The sequence below is a fragment of the Streptomyces sp. WAC 06738 genome, from assembly GCF_003945505.1.
GTDB lineage: Bacteria > Actinomycetota > Actinomycetes > Streptomycetales > Streptomycetaceae > Streptomyces.
Window position 1 is genome coordinate 7,773,177 of record NZ_CP029618.1, and the last position, 19,879, is coordinate 7,793,055.

Genomic DNA, 19,879 nt, shown 5'->3' on the forward strand with positions numbered 1-19,879 from the left:
GATCCTACGGCGACGGCCCGACAGCGCCGGAAGTTATCCACAGGCCCCAGGAGCGGCCCCGCGCTTCCGGAGCCGCCGAGCCGACTCCGCGTGGCCGCCGGGCCGTCGGTGCCTCACCCCGCGGCGTAGATGTCCCGGTAGTGGCGCAGCGCCCGGCGGCGCAGCTCCCCGGCAGGCTCGCCCGCGAAGCGGTCGGGCGCGAGCGCCGCGAGTCCCGCGCCCGGCTCGCCGCCGTCCATCGCCTCCGCGAGCGCTGCCGCCGCGCCCGCCGCGTGCGTGACCCAGATCGCCGTCGCCGACCACAGCCCGGGCAGCCCCGTGAACGGGCCGAGCAGCGGCAGGTTGTCCGGGGTGACGGAGAAGACCCCGTTGAGGCGGACGGCGGGCGTGAAGCGGTGCGCGGGCGGCAGCAGCGCGAGCGCCGCGGCCACGGCCCCGTCGAACGGCTCGCCCGGCCAGGGCTCCTCCGCGCGCACCCCGAGGTCCGCGGGTGCCACCGGCCGCAGGTCGTGGTCGTACGTGCCGATCCCGTCCCGGTCGCCGTGGTCGCGGGCGTAGGCATGGTGCTCGGGCCAGCGCACGAACGGCCCGCGCGGATGCCGCGCCGGGCGCGGTCCGCCGTAGACGTACGGGTGTGACACCGGCGTCAGCGGCAGGTCCACGCCCGCCCGGGTGGCGAGCAGCGGGCCCCAGATCCCGGAGGCGAGCACCGTGTCGTCGGCCGGCACGAGCGTGCCGTCGGCGAGCCACACGCCGTGCACCCGCCCGGCGCGTATCTCCAGGCCCGTCGCCTCCGCGCCGTCGGCGAACTCCGCACCCCGCGCCTCCGCCCGTCGCCGCTGCACCGCGGTCAGCAGCCCGGCGCGGGCGGTGCCGTCGCCGGGGAAGTGCAGCCCGGCCACGGCCGTGTCCGGGTCGACGAGCCGCGGCGCCAGCGCAGCGGCCTCCTCGGGCCCCACCAACCGGGCGGCCAGCCCGGCGGTCTCCGCGGCGGCGGCCCGCCCGCGCAGCGTCTCGTACGCCGCGGGTGTGGTGGCGACCTCCAGGCAGCCGGTCTCCTCGAAGCCGGCGCCGCCCCGCCCACGGCCGCCGCCGGTCGCGTCGTAGTCGTCCGTGAGCCCCCGGTAGATCCGCACGGTGGCGCGGGCCAGCTCGGTGAGGACCGGGGCCTCGCCGAGCACGCCGACGTAGCCGGGCGCGTGGCCCGTGGACCCGTACAGCCTGCCCGCGGGGGAGCGGTCGAGGACGGTGACATGACATCCGTCCCGCCCCGCCAGCTCCCGGGCCAGCGACGAGCCGACGATGCCGGCCCCGACGATCACGATGCGGCGAGTCATGCGGCGATCGGACCACGGGCCCCGCGCGGACGGCAACGCCGTCTCACGACCTGAGCACCATGGCCGCCCCTTGTCACATCGGCCGCGCTTCGCTGGTCACGGTGGTGACAGGTGGAACGGAGGAAGGACCCGATGGACGAGCACGAGTTCCTGACCCTGCGGTTCGAGGAGCATCGCGCGCATCTGCACGCGGTCGCCCACAGGGTTCTGGGCTCGGCCGAGTTGGCCGAGGAAGCCGTGCGGGAGGCGTGGTTGCGGGTGAGCCATGCGGGACCGGGCGGGGTGGAGAGCCTCGACGGCTGGCTGCGCACGGTCGTGGGCGAGGTCTCCCTGGACATCCTCCGGGCCCGGGCGGCGAGGGGGAGGGGTCCGCTGGATCCCGTCGAAGACGAAAAGCCCTTAAATGGAGAAAAAGCAGCAATCGGCGAGCCTGAACCCGAGGGAGCGGACGCGCCGGAAGAACACCGGAAAGGGTTCCGCGGCGACTCCGTCGGGCTCGCCCTGCTCGCGGTGCTCGACTCGATGGCGCCCGCCGAGCGGCTGGCATTCGTGATGCACGACCTGTTCGCGGTCCCGTACGACGAGATCGCGCCGATCGTCCGGCGTTCGCCCGCCGCGACCCGGCAACTGGCGCTCCGGGCCCGGCGGCGCGTGCAGGGCCCCGAGGCCGCCCGCGCGGTCGGCCTGCACCACGCCGGGGACGCGCCGGGCGCACGCTCTGCCGGTTCGTACGCCGCAAGCGCCGATGAGGAGAAGGGCGTGCCGGCGGACTGGGGCGTCACCGCGCGCTGGAGTGCAATCGCCGGCGCGTTCCTCGCCGCTTCGCGCGGGGAGGACTTCCATGCGCTCGTCGCGCTCCTCGACCCCGACGTGGTGCTCCGCGCCGACGCCGCCGCCGTGGCCGCGGGTGCGGCGGAGGAGGTACGCGGCGCGGTGGCGGTGGCCGACGTCTTCACGGGGCGGCTCAGGGCCGCCCGCCCGGCGCTGGTGGACGGTTCGCCGGGGCTGGTGTGGATGCAGCAGGGGCGGCCGCGGATCGCGTTCGCCCTCGCCGTCGCCAACGGCACGATCGTCGGCATCGACGTGATCGCCGACCCGGACCACCTCGGCCGCCTGCGGTTGCACCCCCTCGACGGCTGAACCCCCCTTGTCCCGGCCCGCCGTTCAGCCGTGATCCGCCGCGAGCACCCTCGCGCGCCTGTCCTCCCCGGCCACCGCCGGGGCGTCCCCGACCGGGACCACCACGTTCACCACCGTGAGCTGCAGTCCGCAGTGGGGACACGCGTGCGCCGTGCCGAGAGCCGGCTGCTCCGGCACCCGCGGCACCTGCCGCACCTGCGGCTCGGCCCCCGGCGCCGCGCCGTTGGCCCCCGCGGCGACCTGCCGATTCTGGCCGCGCCACCACCGCGCCTTGCACCGCGGCCCGCAGAACCTCCTGTTGGGGCTCCTGCTCGTCCAGGTGAACGCCGCACGGCACTCGGCGCAGTACCGGGTCTGGGTGGCCATGGATCCTCCTCGTCCGGCGCGGCAGGGGGCCGGCGCCGTCGGCTCGGGGTTTGGTGACAAGTAGATCGGGGGGAGGGTTACTGCGCCGGAACGCCTGCCGTAACCGCGGTGCAACCCACGGTCCACCCGCAGCGGTGGTTGAGGTGAAGGCAGGCACAGGAGAGGAGCGCTGTCACCGCGCTGCAACCTGCCGCCACGGATGATGGGCCCAGCACGGTTGATCGCGTGCGGCCCGGTCGGCGGACCGCGGCCCTGCGGAGCAGGCCGGCGGTTGTCCGGTCGGGTTGACGAGGAAGCGCGTCCCAGATCGGCAGGTGAGGTGCGCAGCATGTCCATGGGAGATTCGCGCGGAGCCGGCCCCGTGACGAACCCGGCGGTCCGCGCTTCGGGTCACCCGTCCGCGAGCCAGGCCCCGGCGCCGACGTCCCCGGCCCCGTCGCGTCCCCCCAACCGCTTGTCGGTGAACGGCCGTTCCACCACGCGGCGTACGGCGCTGTCCCTTCCGCCCGGCCTGCCGCTGGCCGAATGGAGCCATCTGGGGCGGCAGATCTTCGTTATCGCGGATTCCTCGGCGTGGTGGCTCGGCGACTGGCTCATCTACGGCAGGAGCCACTACCCGGACCGCTACAAACGCGCCCTGGCGGAGACTTCTTTCGATTATCAGACTCTTCGGAACTACGCCTGGGTGGCGGGGAAATTCCATCCTTCGAGACGGCGGGACAAGCTCAGCTTCCAGCATCACGCGGAGGTCGCGGGGATGCCGGCCGGCGCACAGGACGAGTGGCTGACCCGCGCGGAGCGGGGCCGGTGGACCCGCAGTGAGCTGCGCAAGCAGATCCGGGCCAGCCGCCGCGTCACCGCGGAGGGCGCTGGCGCGTCGCTCGTCCAGATGAGCGTCGTGGCGGAGCGCCGGGTGCGGTGGCAGAAGGCCGCCGAGGCCGTCGGTCTGGGGCTGATGGAATGGATGGTCCTGATGCTGGACGAGGCGGCGGAAGAGCCCGCGGACGCCTCCGGATAACCGGCGGGCGGGCAACTCCCGTGAACCCGCGCGGTGTTGGTGTGGCCGACCCGTGCGCGCCGACGCCCATTCTGCGGAATGTTTCGTTCCGGTAATTGCCCGACGCGCTCCCGCGCCTTGTCCCGCCGGCGGGACAAGGCGTCTTGATTCATGCGACGTGTGACACCGCAAAGCCTTTCTGTGAATTCGTGGCGCAGGCTCTCGCCGGGGTGGCATTTATCCGGATTCTCGCCTTCCACCCCGGGCGAGCTGTGATTTTGAAGAACGGCCATGGGCGGCACATGTCAAATGCCTGGTGGGGTGAACTGTGTTCGGTGAGGCGTGGGGTGTCTGATCGGTGACGGCGCTGTTAGAGTCGATGTCCGAACGGGGGAACATTCACTCGCTTCGTCCGGGAGCGAAGCGAGTAGCGGGGGAGAATCGAATGGCGTCGACAGCGGAGCCGGTGTCCGCGTCGGTCTGACACCATTCCGATCACCCCCACATCCCCTGTATCGAGAGGTCTGACCTCTCGGTCGCCGGTTCTGCCGGCGACCACATCAGTACGGCTGCGTCAAGGGATTGTTCGAGTTCCGGTAATCGCACGAATGGGTTCGGGCCACGGCCCGTCCCACCGGAAGTTGGATCGGGGAGGAATTGAAGTTGACGTCCGTGCAGGGGCATCTCGATCAGACGCCGGTCGAGGTCGACGTCCGCAGTTTACGGAGAGCGGGCTCGCCTCGGACTTCGGGAGAAGATCGCGAGCATGTGAGAGTACTGGCGCAGGCACAGGCCGAACTACCGCCCATCGTCGTACACCGCGCGACCATGCGGGTCATCGACGGGCTTCATCGACTGCGGGCCGCCGAGCTCCGCGGTCAGGACACCATCGCCGTCCGCTTCTTCGACGGGACCGAGGCGGACGCCTTCGTCCTCGCCGTGGAGTCGAACATCGCCCACGGGCTGCCGCTCACCATGGCGGACCGGAAGCGGGCCACGAGCAGGATCATTCTGTCGCATCCGCAGTGGTCGGACCGGATGATCGCGTCGGTGACGGGCATCGCCCCGGCGACCGTCGCGGCCATCCGCCGGCGTGAGTCGGCGGACACCGCCGCCACCGGCCACCGGGTCGGCCAGGACGGCCGCGTACGGCCCCTCAACGGCAGCGAGGGGCGCAGGATCGCGAGCCGGATGATCAGCGAGAATCCGAGCCTGTCGCTGCGGCAGGTGGCCCGGGCCGCGGGGATCTCCCCGGAAACGGTCAGGGACGTCAGAAACCGCATGCGCAGGGGGGAGGGCCCGCTGCCGGTGCCGCGGCAGCGCAGTACGGCGCGTATCGAGAGCAGGCCGAAGGTGGTGGCGGTATCCGCGGGCGTGGCGACGACGGCCGCGGCGGTCCGGATAACGGTCGACGACCGCGGCTCGGCGGTCAACCGGCTGAAGGCCGACCCGGCGCTGCGGCTGAGTGAAACCGGCCGAACGCTCCTTCGGCTGCTCAACATTCACACACTCAGCGGTGACGAGTGGGAGGAGATCATCGGCAACGTGCCCGCGCACTGCCGTGGCGTCGTCGCCCAACTGGCGCGTGAATGCGCCGGCATCTGGAAGGACATCGCGATGCGGATGGAACGCGAGAGCGCCCGCCCGCTGTGATCGCGGCGTATTCCGAACGCCGTGGAGCCGCCGTGGCCAAGCGGGACGGGTGAGACAGCAGGGAAGGCAGGTGACCCCGCCGGAAAACGGGGGTGGTCCCTGCGCGGCGTGCGTGTCTTCGTCTGGTGCTGGGATGAAGACACGCACGTTTCGCTGTCCCGTCGGCGAAATTCCACGCGTGTCCAACCATGCGAAACAAGCTGTTGGACGGCCCGGGCCCACCGCATTGCCGGCGGACCCGGGCCGCAGCCTTGCGCGCGCCGTACGCCTAGGGCGCGCGCCCGCACCACCCGCTCATCGCACCGCCTACGGTGCGCAGTTCGCGGGCATCCGTGACGCCCGTGCAGCCGGAGAGCCCGAGCGCGTCCCGCAGTTCGTCGCCCAGCAGTTCCAGCACACGCCGCGCACCCGTCTCACCGGCTTCAGCCAGCCCCCAGATCACCGGCCGCCCCACCAGCACCGCGGAGGCGCCGAGCGCGAGCGCCCGTAAAACATCGGTCCCGCCGCGGACACCGCTGTCCATCAGCACCTCGCAGCCGCTCCCCACCGCCGCGGCGACCTCCGGGAGCGCGTCGATGCTGGGCACCGCGCCGTCGAGCTGCCGCCCGCCGTGGTTGGAGACCACGATCGCGTCCACCCCCGAATCCACCGCGCGGCGCGCGTCCCGGGCGTCGAGCACGCCCTTGAGGATCAACGGCAGCCGGGTGTGCGCCCGCAGCGCCGCCACCGACTCCCACGTGACCGCCGGCGAGAACGCCTCGGCCGTGTGCGCCGCGACCGCCGAGGCGCCGCCGCGGCGCCGGTGCGCCGTGGAGTCAGCGGCGGCCAGGTGGACCGCGCGCACGTCCCCGGGAAGGGCGAACCCGTTGCGCACATCCCGCAGCCGGCGGCCCATCCACGGGACGTCGACCGTGAGCATGACCGCCGTACAGCCGGCGTCCTCCGACCTGCGCACCAGATCGAGGGTCCGAGCCGTGTCCCGCAGCCAGTAGAGCTGGAACCAGACCGTGCCGCCGACGCCCGTGATCTCCTCGATCGGCACGCTGCTCAGCGTGCTCGCCGTGAAGGGCACCCTCGCCGCCTTCGCCGCCCGCGCCGCGGCCGTCTCGCCCTCGGCGCACACCAGCCCGTGGTACGCCACCGGCGCCACCGCCACCGGCATGGCCACCGTGCGCCCCAGCAGCGTCGACTCCGTCGAGCACCCGGAGACGTCGCGCAGCGTCCGCGGCACGACGCACACCCGGTCCAGCGCCGCCCTGTTGGCGGCCAGCGTCGTCTCCGCGCCGCTGCCCCCCGCCACGAAGTCCCGTACCCCGGGCGGCAGGACAGCGGCGGCGGCCCGCTCGACGTCCGCGAGCGTGTGGACCGCGCGGCCCGGGGAGTCAGCGCCGGGACGGCCCACGCTGGCCGGTCCTCTCCAGTTCCACGGCCTCGTACAGCGCCTTGATGTTCGCGCTGCCGAAGGTCTGCGCGCCCTGGCGCTCGATCACCTCGAAGAACAGGGTGTGCCGCGGGTGGGTGGAGGCGGTGAAGATCTGGAACATCTGCCCGTCGTGGTCCTCGTCGGCCAGCACGTTCGTCGCCCGCAGGTCCGCCAGCCGCGCCTGGCTCAGCGACGGGATCCGCGAGCCGAGCATGTCGTAGTACGAGCCCGGGGTGGTGAGGAACGCGACCCCGCGCCGCGCCAGGGTGCGCACCGAACGCACCGCGTCCGCCGAGGAGAAGGCGAGGTGCTGGACGCCGGAGCCCTGATGGCCCTTGAGGAACTCGTCGATCTGGCCCGGGTCCGCGGTCGGGTCCGGCTGGATCAGCGTGAGCGTCACCGCGCCCGACCGGCTCTGCACGACCTTCGACTCCATCGCCTGCGAGCCGACGACGATGCGCTCCTCGAAGACGAAGTCGAAGCCCAGCGACTGCCGGTAGAAGTCGACCGTGGGGTCGAGGCTGCCGGTGTCCAGGCAGACCGCGACATGGTCGATCTCGTCCAGCCCCACCGCGTCCGCGCGGCCGTCGTCCTCCCGCAGCGCCGGTGCGAACCCCACCGGCAGCCCCGCTCCCGCCCGGGGAGCGCGCTGCACGAGCGTGTGCACCACGTCCCCGAACCCGCCTATCGCGGCCGTCACCGCCGGCCCGTCGCCGTCGTGCGCGGTGGGCTCGCGCACCACTCTGGCGCCGCCGTCCGCAGCCGCGGCGAACGCGGCCCGTACGTCCGCGGTGCGCAGCGCGATGTCGGCCACCCCGTCGCCGTGCTCCTGGACGTAGGCCGACGCCGGGTGCTGGTCGGACGTGGCTTGGGTGAGTACGAGGGTGATGCGGCCGTGGCGCAGCGCGATACTGCGGTGCTCCGGCGAGCCGCCGGTGCCGACGACCGAGAAGGCGTACTTGTCGACCCAGTCGAAAGCTGCGGCCTCCAGGCTTCCGACGTACATCTCCACGTAGTCGATGGCCACGTCGCCGAACGGAACTCCGGCCTCGCTGAAATCATGCATGACTGTCCCCTGGTCACGAAGTGGCATGCGTTTCCCGGACTGTAGGCGACCGGCCGTGAATCTGGCTACGAACGTCTTTTTCTGGACTCCACTGCTGTTGGTCGGCGGCCCCCGGTGCATAAGCTGTTGCGCCGTTTCCGCTATTCGTTCCACGGCTTTCGGGCGGGATCTTCCGAGCGCAATCCTTCGATCAGGTTCTTTCGGGCAGGGGATGTCTGGTGATTCGCTCCATAGCCGTCGTGGGCACCGGCCTGATCGGCACCTCCGTGGCGCTGGCCGCCTGCCGCCAGGGGGTGGCCGTGTACCTCTCCGACGCCGACGCCACGGCCGCCCGCACCGCCGCGGCCCTGGGCGCCGGGGTCGCCGAGGAGCCGCCGGGGCCGGTCGACCTGGCCGTGATCGCGGTCCCGCCGAGCAAGGTGGGTGCGGTGCTGGTCGACGTGCAGCGGAGCGGTCTCGCCCGCGCGTACACCGACGTGGGCAGCGTGAAGACCGTGCCGGAACAGGCCGCGCTGAACGCCGCGCCGCATCCCGCGCGTTACGTCGGCGGTCACCCCCTGGCCGGCCGCGAGCGCTCCGGGCCGCTGGCGGCCCGCGGCACCCTCTTCGAGGGCCGCCCCTGGGTGCTCACCCCGTCGCGGCTCACCTCCCCCGCGACCCTGGAGCGCGGTCGCCGGCTGGCCGAGCTGTGCGGCGCCGTCCCGCTGGTGATGGCCAGCCGCGCCCACGACGACGCCGTCGCCCTCACCTCCCACGTCCCCCACCTGCTGGCCAGCCTGATGGCCGCCCGGCTGCGGGACGACCCAGCCGGAGTCTCCCGGCTGGCCGGCCAGGGACTGCGCGACGTCACGCGGATCGCGGGCGGGGACTCCCGGCTGTGGGCGGACATCATCGAGACCAACGCGGCGGCTCTCGCCGGGGTCGTGCGGAACGTGCACGCCGACCTGACCCGGCTGGTGCCGGCGCTCGACGCGCTCGCCGGGCGGGGCACCGGGGACCGTGAGGAGGGCCTGCGGACGGTCGTCGACCTGCTCGACCGCGGCATCGCCGGCCTCGGCGCGATCCCCGGCGCCCGCCCGGAGCCCCCCGGGAACACCCCGGCGCTGCGCGTGGCCGTCCCGGGCCGCCCGGGGGAGTTGGGGCGGTTCCTCGGGGCGGTCGCCGGCCTCGGCGTGGATGCCGAGAGCGCGTCGGTGGACGCCGCCGCGGGCGGCGGATTCACGGTACGGTGCCGCGTGCACCCGTCCGACGTCTGCCGAATCGCGGCGAAACTCAGGGCCGACGGGTGGGACGCGGAGACCGACGGCGGAGACGCCGAACTCGCACCCGCTCCCCGATGACCCAGGCCGCTTTTCCACGTCCGCGTACACGGACGTCCAACCGCGGAAATTGTCCAAGTGTGCTCGGGCGCGTCCAAGTGTGCAGATTGCTCTCTTGGACGGCGTTGTCGAAATACGCGGGGGCGTGCTTTTCTAAGCGCCGGAAGAAGACGTCGTCAATTGCCTTCACGTAGGGGAATTCCATGGCTGCTCCGGGTCCCGAAGCGCTCGTCGCCGGTGCCGTGCCGAACCTCCCGGTGCCGGGCGCCGCCGCGCCCTCGACGCCCGCCCCGGCCGCGCGCCCGCTGCGCAAGGCCGAGCTGCACGGCAGCGTGTCCGACCCCCTGCTGGACACGATGAACTTCCTCAACGAGATCACGCTCCGCTACCCCGAGGCGATCTCCTTCGCCCCCGGCCGGCCGTACGACGGGTTCTTCGACACGGAGCAGGTCTTCACGCACATGCGGACCTACCTCGACCACCTGGCCGCCCGCGGCGGCACCCCGGAGGACATCCGCACCGCCCTCTACCAGTACGGCCCGACCGCCGGTCAGATCCGCGAGATCATCGCCGAATCGCTCCGCGCCGACGAGGGCATCGACGTGCCGGCCGAGTCCGTCGTCGTGACCGTCGGCGCCCAGGAGGCCATGCTGCTGGTGCTGCGCGCGCTCATCAGCGGCCCCGACGACGTCCTGATGGTCGCCAGCCCGTGCTACGTCGGCATCACCGGGGCGGCCCGGCTGCTCGACGTCGCCGTGCACCCCGTGGAGGAGCGCGAAGACGGCTTCCACGCCGAGGACCTCGAGGCGGCGGTGCTGGCGGAGAAGGCGCGGGGCCGCCGCCCCCGCGCCTTCTACCTGGTCCCCGACCACTCCAACCCGTCCGGCGCCACGCTCACGCCGCGGGGCCGCACGGACCTGCTGGACCTGGCCGCCCGCCACGACCTGCTCATCCTGGAGGACAGCCCGTACCGGCTGGTGAGCCCAGGACCGCCGCCGCCCACCCTGAAGTCGCTCGACCGCACCCGGTGCGTCGTCCACCTCGGGTCCTACTCCAAGACCGTCTTCCCCGGCGCCCGCGTCGGCTTCGCCGTCGCCGACCAGACCGTCGCCGACGACTCCGGGGCCACCGGCCTGCTCGCCGACGAACTCGCCAAGATCAAGAGCATGGTGACGGTCAACACCCCGTCCCTGAGCCAGGCGGCGGTCGCCGGCGCGCTGCTGGCCGCGCAGGGACTCGTCTCCGAGCTGAACTCCCGTGCGGCGGCGTACTACGGAGACGCCATGCGGACCATGCTCCGAGCCCTGGACGAGCGGCTGCCCGCCGACCGCAGGCACGCGCTGGGGGTGCGGTGGAACCGGCCCGAGGGCGGCTTCTTCCTCACCGTGCAGGTGCCGTTCCCCGCCGACAACGCGGCGCTCATCCGCTCCGCCCAGGACTTCGGCGTGATCTGGACGCCGATGAGCCACTTCTACCCCGGCGCCGGCGGCGGCCACCGCGCCCTCCGGCTCTCCACCAGCTATCTGACCACCGAGGAGATCGACGAGGGCACCGCACGCCTCGCCCGCTTCATCGAAGCCGGGGCGAGGGCCGCGTGACACCACGGGGTCCTTCCCGATCTCCCTTCCCCGACCGTCCGCATCCAGTGGGAAAGGACCGCACGTGAACGGCATCAGCGGAGCACAACGACCGCGTAGCAAGAAGCGCATGTGGGGGTGGACCTTCCGATGATCACCGGCGTGGAGAGTGCGGAGCTCCTGGATCCGCGGTCCGCGACAGCACAGGTGCCGGGTCCGTACCGGCCCCGCATCCTCGGGGTGGGCACCGCCGCCACCCCCACGACGTACACCCAGCAGGAGGTGCTCGACGCCTTCGGCATCACCGACCCCAGAATCAGCTCCGTCTTCCTCAACAGCGCGATAGAGCGGCGCCATCTGACGCTGCCCGCCCCCGACGAGCACGGAGTACGGCACTCCGAGCCGCAGGGCGATCTGCTCGACAAACATAAGGCCACCGCAATCGAGATGGGCGCGGAAGCCCTCCGCGCCTGCCTGAAGAGCGCCGGCCACGAGCTGTCGGACCTGCGCCACCTGTGCTGCGTGACGTCGACCGGCTTCCTCACCCCCGGGCTCAGCGCGCTGCTGATCCGCGAGTTGGGCATCGACCGGCACTGCAGCCGCTCCGACATCGTCGGCATGGGGTGCAACGCGGGGCTGAACGCGCTGAACGTCGTCAGCGGCTGGTCCGCCGCGCACCCGGGCGAACTCGCCGTCGTCCTCTGTGCCGAAGCCTGCTCCGCGGCGTACGCGTTCGACGAGACCATGCGCACCGCCGTCGTCAACAGCCTCTTCGGCGACGGCGCAGCCGCCGTCGCGCTCATGTCCGGCGCGGCCCTCGTGGGCCCCGACGGTGCCCGGGGCCCGGACGTACTGAAGTTCGCCAGTTGCCTCATCCCCGAGGCGCTGGAGGCGATGCGCTACGACTGGGACCGCGGCCAGGACCGGTTCAGTTTCTTCCTCGACCCCCTGATCCCGTACGTCGTCGGCGCCCACGCCGAACTCGTCGTCGACCGGCTGCTGGAGGACACCGGCCTGCGCCGCAGCGACATCCGGCACTGGCTGGTGCACTCCGGCGGCAAGAAGGTGATCGACGCCGTCGTCGTCAACCTCGGGCTCACCCGCCACGACGTCCGCCACACGGTCGGCGTGCTGCGCGACTACGGCAACGTGTCGAGCGGCTCCTTCCTGTTCTCGTACGAGCGGCTGCTCGACGAGGACGTCACCCACCCCGGAGACCACGGCGTGCTCATGACCATGGGCCCGGGCTCCACGATCGAAACGGCCCTGGTCCGATGGTGAGAGCGGAGGATGCGATGAGCGACACGCTCACGTTGAGAATCGACGGGGCCGAGCCGCTGACGGCCGCGGCCGTCAAGGCGTTGGCCGCCGTCTGCGACGAGGCGGAGGACGGCGAGGGCACCGGCGTGGTCACGGTGTACGTCACCGGGACGCCCGGGCCGGGCTGGACCCGGGGGCTCGACGTCCAACTGGTCAGCAAGTGGGAGCGGGCGCTGCGCCGGCTCGAACGGCTGCCGGCGGCCACGGTCGCGGTCGCCCGCGGCGACTGCGGCGGCACCGCGCTCGACGCCTTCCTCGCCGCCGACATCCGTGTCGCCACCCCCGGCACCCGGCTGCTCGTCACCCGGGACGGGGAGGCCACCTGGCCCGGAATGGCGAGCTACCGGCTCGTCCAACTGGCCGGCGCCGCCGGCATCCGCCGGGCCGTGCTCTTCGGCCTGCCCATCGACGCCACCGAGGCACAGGCGCTGGGCCTCGTCGACGACCTGGCCGCGGACCCCGCGAGCGGCGTCGCCGCGGCCGCCGGGCTGGCCGGCGGGCTGTCCGGCAAGGAAGTCGCCATCCGCCGGCAGTTGCTCTTCGACGCCACCACGACCAGCTTCGAAGACGCACTCGGCCGGCACCTCGCCGCCTGCGACCGGTCGCTGCGCGCGGACGCCGCCCGGGTGGACTCGTGATCGCGGACGTACGGGCGGCCACCGCCCGCGACGGCTGGGCCGGCGTCGGCGCGGCGCTCGCCCGCGCCGGGGAGACGATCGCGGCCCTGCCGCCGCCCGACGCCCGCACGGCCGCCCAGCGGACCCGCGCCGCCGGTGTACAAGACGAGGCCCGTGCACTGCGCACCGCCTTCCTCGACACCCACGTGGACGCCGTCTACGACCGGCTCACCGACGGCCGCACCACACCCCTGCGGCTCGCCGACCTGGTCTCCGCCGCCGCCGTCGCGTACCCCGGCCTCGTACCCACCGCCGGGCAACTGGCCGCCGAGCGCACAAGGGTCCAGGCCGGCAAGGAAGGCCACGAGATCGACCAGGGCATCTTCCTGCGGGCCGTGCTCGCCTCCCCTGTCGCCGGCGCCCACCTGCTCGACGCCATGCTGCGCCCCACGCCCCGCGCGCTGGAACTGCTCCCGCGGTTCACCGAGACCGGCCTGGTCGAGACCCGCTCCGTCCGGCTCGAACGGCGCGACGGCGCGGCGCATCTGACGATGCACCGCGACGACTGCCTCAACGCCGAGGACGAGCAGCAGGTCGACGACATGGAGACCGCCGTCGACCTCGCGCTCCTCGACCCCGGCGTCCGGGTCGCGGTGCTGCGCGGCGGCGAGATGACCCATCCGCGCTACTGCGGCAAGCGCGTCTTCAGCGCCGGCATCAACCTCAAGAGTCTGCACGCGGGCGAGATCTCTCTGGTGGGCTTCCTGCTCCGCCGCGAGCTGGGCTACATCCACAAGATCGTCCGCGGGGTGCGCGGCGTCGGCGGCGCACCCTGGCACTCGCGCACCGTGGAGAAACCCTGGATCGCGGCGGTCGACACCTTCGCCATCGGCGGCGGCATGCAACTGCTCCTCGTCTGTGACCACGTGCTCGCCGCCTCGGACGCGTACGTGTCCCTGCCCGCCGCCCGCGAGGGCATCGTGCCGGGCGCCGGGAACTTCCGGCTCGGCCGGCACACCGGTCCGCGGATCTCCCGCCAGGTCATCCTCCAGGACCGCCGGCTGCCCGTGACCGACCCCGACGCACGGCTGGTCCTGGACGAGGTGGTGGAACCGGCCGCGATGGACGACGCGATCGCCGCCGCCGTCGACCGGCTCGGCGGCCCCGCCGTCGTACCCAACCGGCACATGCTCAACGTCGCCGAGGAGCCGCCGGACGAGTTCCGGCGCTACATGGCCGAGTTCGCGCTCCAGCAGGCCCTGCGGATCCACGGCGCGGACGTCGTCGGCAAGGTCGGCAGGTTCACGCAGCGGTCGGCATGACGGCCGTCCGCGGCAGCCGGACGCCCGGCTGCCGCGGACGCATCCGCCGCCGCAGCGCCACCGGCCGCCGCAGGACCCTCAGACCGCCCGCAGGAAAGGAACGAGCCCGATGACCACCGCCAGGATCAACGGGATCACCCTCGGCTTCGACGACCACGGCGTGGGGGAACCGGTCGTCATGGTCACCGGCACCGGCGCCCCTGGACGGATCTGGCGTACCCACCAGGTGCCCGCCCTCACCGCCGCCGGCCACCGGGTGATCACCGTCGACAACCGCGGCTTGCCCCCGAGCGACCCCTGCCCCGAAGGCTTCACCCTCGCCGACATGGCCGCCGACACCGCCGGGCTCATCGAGCACCTGGACCTCGCGCCGTGCCGCGTCGTCGGCTTCTCTCTCGGCGCGAGCATCGTCCAGGAACTCCTCCTCGCCCGCCCCGAACTGGTCCGGCAGGCCGTCCTCATGGCGCCCACCGGGCGCGCCGACGGCCTGGTCTCGGCCATGACCGCCGCCGAACTCGACCTCTGCGACAGCGGGGTGAAGCTCCCCCCGCGCTACGCCGCCTACGTCAACGCCCTCCAGAACCTCTCCCCGCAGACGCTGAACGACGAGGCGACCCTCCGGGACTGGCTCGACGTCTTCGAGATGACAGCCGTCGACATGTCGGCTTTCCGCGGGCAACTGGAGCTGCAGACGACGGTCGACCGACTCGGTGCGTACCCGCGCATATCCCGCCCGTGCCTGGTCATCGGCTTCGGCGACGACCTCGTCATCCGCCCGCACCTGTCACGCGAGGTCGCCGCCGCCATTCCTGACGCCGCCTACGTCGAGATTCCCGGCTGCGGCCACTACGGCTACCTGGAGCGGCCGGATGCCGTCAACGCGGCGGTCCTCGACTTCTTCGCCGCCGCCTGAACCCGCCTCCCGCGCCCGCCACCAGCAGGAAGGCACGGCCGGAACCCGTCCGCTGAAACCCCGGCCCTACACCCGGCCGCGCTAATCTGAATGCGGTTCCAACCGAGCACGGGACACGACGAAGTGAAGCGCTGTGACCGCAGTGTGACGCAAGGTGGGGGATCGTCAGCCGTGACGGCCGTTCTCGAACGCCCGTCCGCCGCATCCTCGCCATGCGCCCGCGAGACCTCCGGCAGGTGCCGCTGATGAGGGTTCTGGTAGTCGAAGACCACGCCGAGCTGGCCGACTCGGTGGCACGGGTGCTGCGCCGGGAGGGTATGGCCGTCGATGTCGTGTACGACGGATCCGACGCGCTGGAGCGCACGATGACCGTCGACTACGACGTCGTCGTCCTCGACCGCGACCTCCCCGGCGTCCACGGCGACGAGGTGTGCAAGGAACTGGTCTCCCAGCCCCACCACGCGCGGGTGCTGATGCTCACCGCCTCCGGGACGATCATCGACCGCGTCGAGGGACTGAACCTCGGCGCCGACGACTACCTGCCCAAGCCCTTCGCCTACGCCGAGCTGGTCGCCCGGCTGCGGGCCCTCGCCCGCCGCGCCCAGCCCGCCGTCCCCCGGTGCTGGAGCACGGCGACCTCCGGCTCGACCCCGCCCAGCGCTTCGCCACCCGCGGCGGCGAACGCCTGACGCTCACCCCGAAGGAGCTCGCCGTCCTGGAGTGCCTGCTCTCCGCCCAGGGCCGCGTGGTCTCGGCGGAGGAACTCCTCGAACGCGTCTGGGACGAGGCGGCCGACCCGTTCACCACCACGGTGAAGACCACGATCAACCGCCTGCGCTCCAAGCTCGGTCTGCCCCCGGTGATCGAGACGGTGCCGCGGAGCGGCTACCGGATTTGAGGTACGCCCATGGGGCTGTCGCGACCGCACCTGGCCGTCCTGAAGCGCGTCGGCGCGCTGTCCGCACAGCTCACACCCCGGCGGGTCCGGGTACGCCTCACCCTCCTGTACGGCTCGCTGTTCGTCCTCTCCGGTGCCGTGCTGCTGGCGATCACGTACCTCCTCGTCGCCCGCCCCTCCGGCGGGCTGGTGACGTTCAAGGACGTGCAGTACGGCTCCGACCAGTCCTCCGCGCAGGCGGACACCCGCACCTACCGGCTCGACGAGGATCTCGGCAGCCAGGAGAGCGGCATCGTCGAGGGGATGCGCCAGCAGGCGTGGCACCAGCGGGAGGCGATGCTCGACCGGCTGCTCATGCAGTCCGGGCTCGCCCTCGCCATCATGTCGGTCATCGCCATCGGCCTCGGCTGGGTGGTCGCCGGCCGCGTCCTGCGTCCCCTGCGGACCATGACGAGCACCATCCGCCACATCTCCGCGCGCAACCTGCACGAGCGTCTGGCCACCGGCGGCCCGCCCGACGAGCTGAAGGACCTCGCCGACACCGTCAACGGGCTGCTCGGCAGGCTGGAGACGGCACTCGAATCGCAGAAGAGGTTCGTCGCCAACGCGGCCCACGAGCTGCGCACACCCCTCACCCTCGAACACGCGCTGCTGGAGGAAACCCTCATCGACCGGGGCGCCACCCTCGAGTCCTTCCGCGCCAACTTCGAGCGGCTGCTGACGATCAGCAAACAGCAGGCCACGCTCCTGGAGTCGCTCCTCACCCTCTCCAGCAGCGACCGGGGCCTGGAGAGCCAGGAACCGCTCGACCTCGCCGCGCTCACCCACGAGGTCCTGCCCGCGTTCCGGCCGGAGATCGGCCGGCGCGAGCTGGCCGTCCGCTCGGCCATCGAACCGGCCGGTATCTCCGGCGACTCGGCCCTCATCCACCGCCTGGTGGCCAACCTCCTCGACAACGCGATCGACTACAACGTTCCCGGCGGCAGCGTCGAGATCGCCACGGGAATACGGGACGGGGGCGCCTACCTCTCCGTCCGCAACACCGGCGCCGCGGTGCCGCCGGACCAGGTCGAGCGCCTTTTCCACCCCTTCCAGCGGCTCCGCCGCACCGCCGGTGACGGCCACCACGGACTGGGCCTGTCGATCGTCCGCTCCATCGCCACCGCCCACGGCGCCACGCTCACCGCCGAGGCCAGAGCCGGGGGCGGGCTGGCCGTGACCGTCGCCTTCCCACTGAGCGACGACGGGCCGGGCGAGGACGTCCGGGTGGCCAAGCTCGCGGAGCCCGGCACCGCGCCGGCCCATTTCTGAGACGGCCCTTTCCGTTTCCCCCGAATAACTCCCGTCCAACTGCTGACAATTCACAGTTGGACACCTTCCGGTTGTCCAACCTTGTCGCCTTCTGCCCGCCTGGTTAGTGTGTATTCCGACTTGAGGAAACCCCACCGACGGGAGCGGTCATGGCGAATCCGTTCGACAACGAGAACGGCACTTTCCTGGTCCTGGTCAACGATGAGAACCAGCATTCCCTCTGGCCCGCCTTCGCTGAAGTCCCCGCCGGCTGGAAGTCCGTGTTCGGCGAGGAGAGCCGCAAGGCGTGCATGGACTACATCGAGGAGAACTGGACCGACATGCGGCCGAAGAGCCTGATCGACGAGATGGACAGGCAGGAGCAGGCCGCCGCCCGCTAGGACGCCCCGGCCCGACGACGAACACTGGAGGTAATTCGTGGCCATGATTGGCGGCTCCGGGCCGGTCATCATGCGCGCCGGCGGGCCGGATTCGGTCACCAGGCAGAAGGTGAAGAAGGGTACGGCCAAGCGCATCCTTCCCTACACCCGTCCGCACCGACTCAGAATTGCGGTGCTTTTCGTGGTCACCGCGCTCAATGCGGGAATCGTGGTGGCCGTTCCCATCCTCTTCAAATACCTCATCGACAACGGCATCATGCCGCGGGACACCTCGGTCGTCGTCTGGATCTCCGTCGCCGTCGCGCTCCTCTCACTCCTGCAGACCGTCGTCGGCTTCGCCGAGGCGTGGCTCTCCGGAAAGGTCAGCGAAGGGCTCATCTACGACCTCCGCACGGAGGTCTTCGACCACGTGCAGCGCCAGCCGCTCGGCTTCTTCACCCGCGCCCAGACCGGATCCCTGGTCAGCCGGCTCAACACCGATGTCGTCGGCGCCCAGCAGGCGCTGACCTCCCTGCTGTCCACCGTCGTCTCCGCGGGCCTGACCGCGCTGCTCGTCCTGGGCGCGATGTTCTACCTCTCCTGGGCGATCACGCTGATCAGCCTGGTGATGCTTCCGCTCTTCATCCTCCCCGGCAAAGTCGTCGGCCATCGGCTGCAGCGCGTGATGCGCGAGCACATGCAGGTCAACGGTGAGATCGGCGCTTTCATGAGTGAGCGTTTCAACGTCACCGGGGCGCTGCTCGCCAAGCTCTACGGCCGCCCGGAGACCGAGAACGGCATGTTCGCCGACCTCGCGGGCAAGGGCCGCGACCTCGGGGTCCGCGCCTCGGTCTACTCGAAGCTGCTCTTCCTGTCGATGATGCTCGTCGGCTCCCTGTCCACCGCGCTGGTCTACGGGCTCGGCGGCGGCCTCGTCATCGAGGGCGTCTTCCAGATCGGCACGCTGGTGGCGCTCGCCACCCTGCTCACCCGGCTGCTCGCGCCGATCAACCAGCTCTCCGGCGCCCAGCGGGACATCCTGATGGCCCTGGTGAGCTTCGACCGGCTCTTCGAGATCCTCGATCTCAAGCCGCTCATCCAGGAGAAGGCGGACGCCCACGCCCTGCCCACGGTCGCCGTGAACCGGGCCACAGAAAGCGGAGCCACCGCGAACGGGGCCGGGGCGAACGGAGCCGGCGCGAACCGGACCGCCGCGAGCGCGGCCGGTGCACGGCCGAGCGCACCGGAGATCGAGTTCTCGGGAGTCTCCTTCCGTTACCCGTCCGCGGCGGACGTCTCCCTCGCCTCCCTGGAGTCCCTCGCGGGCCCCACCCCTCAGCGCGGCGACAATTCCTGGACCCTGCGCGGTCTGAACTTCACCGCCCCCGGAGGCAAGCTCACCGCCCTCGTCGGCCCCTCCGGCGCCGGCAAGACGACCATCACCCACCTGGTGCCGCGCCTCTACGACCCGGGCGAGGGCACCGTCAGGATCGGCGGCCACGACCTGCGCGACCTGACGCTGGCGTCGCTCCGCGACACCGTCGGCATGGTCACCCAGGACGCCCACCTGTTCCACACCACCATCCGGCAGAACCTCCAGTACGCCCGCCCGGACGCCACCGAGAAGGACATGATCGAAGCCTGCCGGGCGGCCCAGATCTGGAGCCTGATCGAGGCACTGCCCGACGGCCTCGACACCCTCGTCGGGGACCGCGGGTACCGGATGTCCGGCGGTGAGAAGCAGCGCATCGCCATGGCCCGGCTCCTGCTCAAGGCCCCGCCGATCGTGGTCCTCGACGAGGCGACCGCCCATCTGGACTCCGAGTCCGAGGCGGCACTGCAGCGAGCCCTCAAGACGGCGCTCACGGGCAGGACGTCGCTGGTGATCGCCCACCGGCTCTCCACCATCCGGGACGCGGACCAGATCCTGGTCATCGACCAGGGCCAGGTCCAGGAGCACGGCACCCACGACGAACTGCTCGAACTCGACGGCCTCTACGCCGAGCTGTACCGCACGCAGTTCTCCCGCCGGCCGAAGAACGACGCCCCGCCCCCGGAGATGGCTCCGGTGCCCCCGAACGGCCCGATGATGGACGGCCCGCCGCAGGGAATACTCATCGGCCCCGGGCCGGGAATGGGTCCCGGCCCCGGAATGGGCGGGCCCGGTCCCGTCCTGCACGGCCCAGGGCCGCGCTAGCCCCACGAGTTCGTCAACCGCAGGCACAGGACGCGCAGTCCGCAATCGCCATGAACATCGTTGC

16 protein-coding genes and 1 pseudogene are annotated in these 19,879 nt (G+C 72.0%); 13 read left to right on the plus strand and 4 right to left on the minus strand.

What is annotated here, in order from left to right:
* Positions 1-113 precede the first annotated feature (113 nt).
* Positions 114-1,337 (minus strand): FAD-dependent oxidoreductase, encoded by a 1,224-nt coding sequence (locus tag DMB38_RS33755; RefSeq protein WP_125938372.1) that lies wholly within the window; start codon positions 1,335-1,337, stop codon positions 114-116.
* A gap of 132 nt (positions 1,338-1,469) precedes the next feature.
* Here DMB38_RS33755 and DMB38_RS33760 point away from each other — a divergent pair, with 132 nt between their 5' ends.
* On the plus strand, positions 1,470-2,477 hold the full coding sequence (locus DMB38_RS33760) for a sigma factor-like helix-turn-helix DNA-binding protein (RefSeq protein ID WP_125938373.1): 1,008 nt from the start codon (positions 1,470-1,472) through the stop codon (positions 2,475-2,477).
* A gap of 24 nt (positions 2,478-2,501) precedes the next feature.
* Here DMB38_RS33760 and DMB38_RS37600 read toward each other — a convergent pair whose 3' ends face one another.
* Positions 2,502-2,843 (minus strand): hypothetical protein, encoded by a 342-nt coding sequence (locus DMB38_RS37600; protein ID WP_125938374.1) that lies wholly within the window; start codon positions 2,841-2,843, stop codon positions 2,502-2,504.
* A gap of 460 nt (positions 2,844-3,303) precedes the next feature.
* On the opposite strand from DMB38_RS37600, the gene DMB38_RS33770 reads away from it, so the two are divergent.
* Together DMB38_RS33770 and DMB38_RS33775 are read left to right on the plus strand one after the other, a co-directional pair.
* Positions 3,304-3,861: an LmbU family transcriptional regulator gene (locus DMB38_RS33770; RefSeq protein ID WP_125938375.1), complete on the plus strand. Its 558-nt coding sequence runs from the start codon at positions 3,304-3,306 to the stop codon at positions 3,859-3,861.
* A 651-nt stretch (positions 3,862-4,512) separates the two neighbouring features.
* Positions 4,513-5,493: a ParB N-terminal domain-containing protein gene (locus tag DMB38_RS33775; RefSeq protein ID WP_078898749.1), complete on the plus strand. Its 981-nt coding sequence runs from the start codon at positions 4,513-4,515 to the stop codon at positions 5,491-5,493.
* 268 nt (positions 5,494-5,761) lie between these two features.
* On the opposite strand, the gene DMB38_RS33780 is transcribed toward DMB38_RS33775, so the two are convergent.
* Together DMB38_RS33780 and hppD are read right to left on the minus strand one after the other, a co-directional pair.
* Positions 5,762-6,895, minus strand: coding sequence for an alpha-hydroxy acid oxidase (locus DMB38_RS33780; RefSeq protein ID WP_125938376.1), 1,134 nt, complete (start codon positions 6,893-6,895; stop codon positions 5,762-5,764).
* Positions 6,876-7,982: a 4-hydroxyphenylpyruvate dioxygenase gene (hppD, locus tag DMB38_RS33785; protein WP_125938377.1), complete on the minus strand. Its 1,107-nt coding sequence runs from the start codon at positions 7,980-7,982 to the stop codon at positions 6,876-6,878. Before hppD ends, DMB38_RS33780 begins: the two co-directional genes overlap by 20 nt.
* A 218-nt stretch (positions 7,983-8,200) precedes the next feature.
* Here hppD and DMB38_RS33790 point away from each other — a divergent pair, with 218 nt between their 5' ends.
* The 10 genes and pseudogenes from DMB38_RS33790 to DMB38_RS33835 all read left to right on the plus strand — a co-directional run bounded on the left by DMB38_RS33790 (position 8,201) and on the right by DMB38_RS33835 (position 19,815).
* Positions 8,201-9,322, plus strand: coding sequence for a prephenate dehydrogenase (locus tag DMB38_RS33790; protein ID WP_206337784.1), 1,122 nt, complete (start codon positions 8,201-8,203; stop codon positions 9,320-9,322).
* Between the two features lie 182 nt (positions 9,323-9,504).
* Positions 9,505-10,899 (plus strand): PLP-dependent aminotransferase family protein, encoded by a 1,395-nt coding sequence (locus DMB38_RS33795; RefSeq protein WP_125938378.1) that lies wholly within the window; start codon positions 9,505-9,507, stop codon positions 10,897-10,899.
* Between the two features lie 129 nt (positions 10,900-11,028).
* Positions 11,029-12,159 carry a 3,5-dihydroxyphenylacetyl-CoA synthase DpgA gene (gene dpgA / locus DMB38_RS33800; protein ID WP_125939453.1) on the plus strand — a complete coding sequence of 377 codons (1,131 nt, stop codon included), beginning with the start codon at positions 11,029-11,031 and terminating at the stop codon, positions 12,157-12,159.
* A gap of 14 nt (positions 12,160-12,173) precedes the next feature.
* Positions 12,174-12,836 (plus strand): enoyl-CoA-hydratase DpgB, encoded by a 663-nt coding sequence (gene dpgB, locus DMB38_RS33805; protein ID WP_125938379.1) that lies wholly within the window; start codon positions 12,174-12,176, stop codon positions 12,834-12,836.
* The gene (gene dpgC, locus DMB38_RS33810; protein ID WP_125938380.1) at positions 12,833-14,137 is read left to right on the plus strand and encodes a (3,5-dihydroxyphenyl)acetyl-CoA 1,2-dioxygenase DpgC; all 1,305 of its coding nucleotides are present in this window, start codon (positions 12,833-12,835) and stop codon (positions 14,135-14,137) included. The genes dpgB and dpgC overlap by 4 nt, the downstream gene beginning before the upstream one ends.
* A 109-nt stretch (positions 14,138-14,246) precedes the next feature.
* Positions 14,247-15,050, plus strand: coding sequence for an alpha/beta hydrolase (locus tag DMB38_RS33815; protein ID WP_125938381.1), 804 nt, complete (start codon positions 14,247-14,249; stop codon positions 15,048-15,050).
* A gap of 245 nt (positions 15,051-15,295) precedes the next feature.
* Positions 15,296-15,948, plus strand: a pseudogene (locus DMB38_RS33820) (response regulator transcription factor).
* Positions 15,949-15,957: 9 nt separating this feature from the next.
* Positions 15,958-17,259: an ATP-binding protein gene (locus DMB38_RS37605; protein WP_125938382.1), complete on the plus strand. Its 1,302-nt coding sequence runs from the start codon at positions 15,958-15,960 to the stop codon at positions 17,257-17,259.
* A gap of 149 nt (positions 17,260-17,408) precedes the next feature.
* A complete protein-coding gene (locus tag DMB38_RS33830) occupies positions 17,409-17,639 on the plus strand; it encodes an MbtH family protein (RefSeq protein WP_047019284.1) in 231 nt (76 codons plus the stop codon).
* A 43-nt stretch (positions 17,640-17,682) separates the two neighbouring features.
* Positions 17,683-19,815: an ABC transporter ATP-binding protein gene (locus tag DMB38_RS33835; RefSeq protein ID WP_125939454.1), complete on the plus strand. Its 2,133-nt coding sequence runs from the start codon at positions 17,683-17,685 to the stop codon at positions 19,813-19,815.
* Positions 19,816-19,879 lie beyond the last annotated feature (64 nt).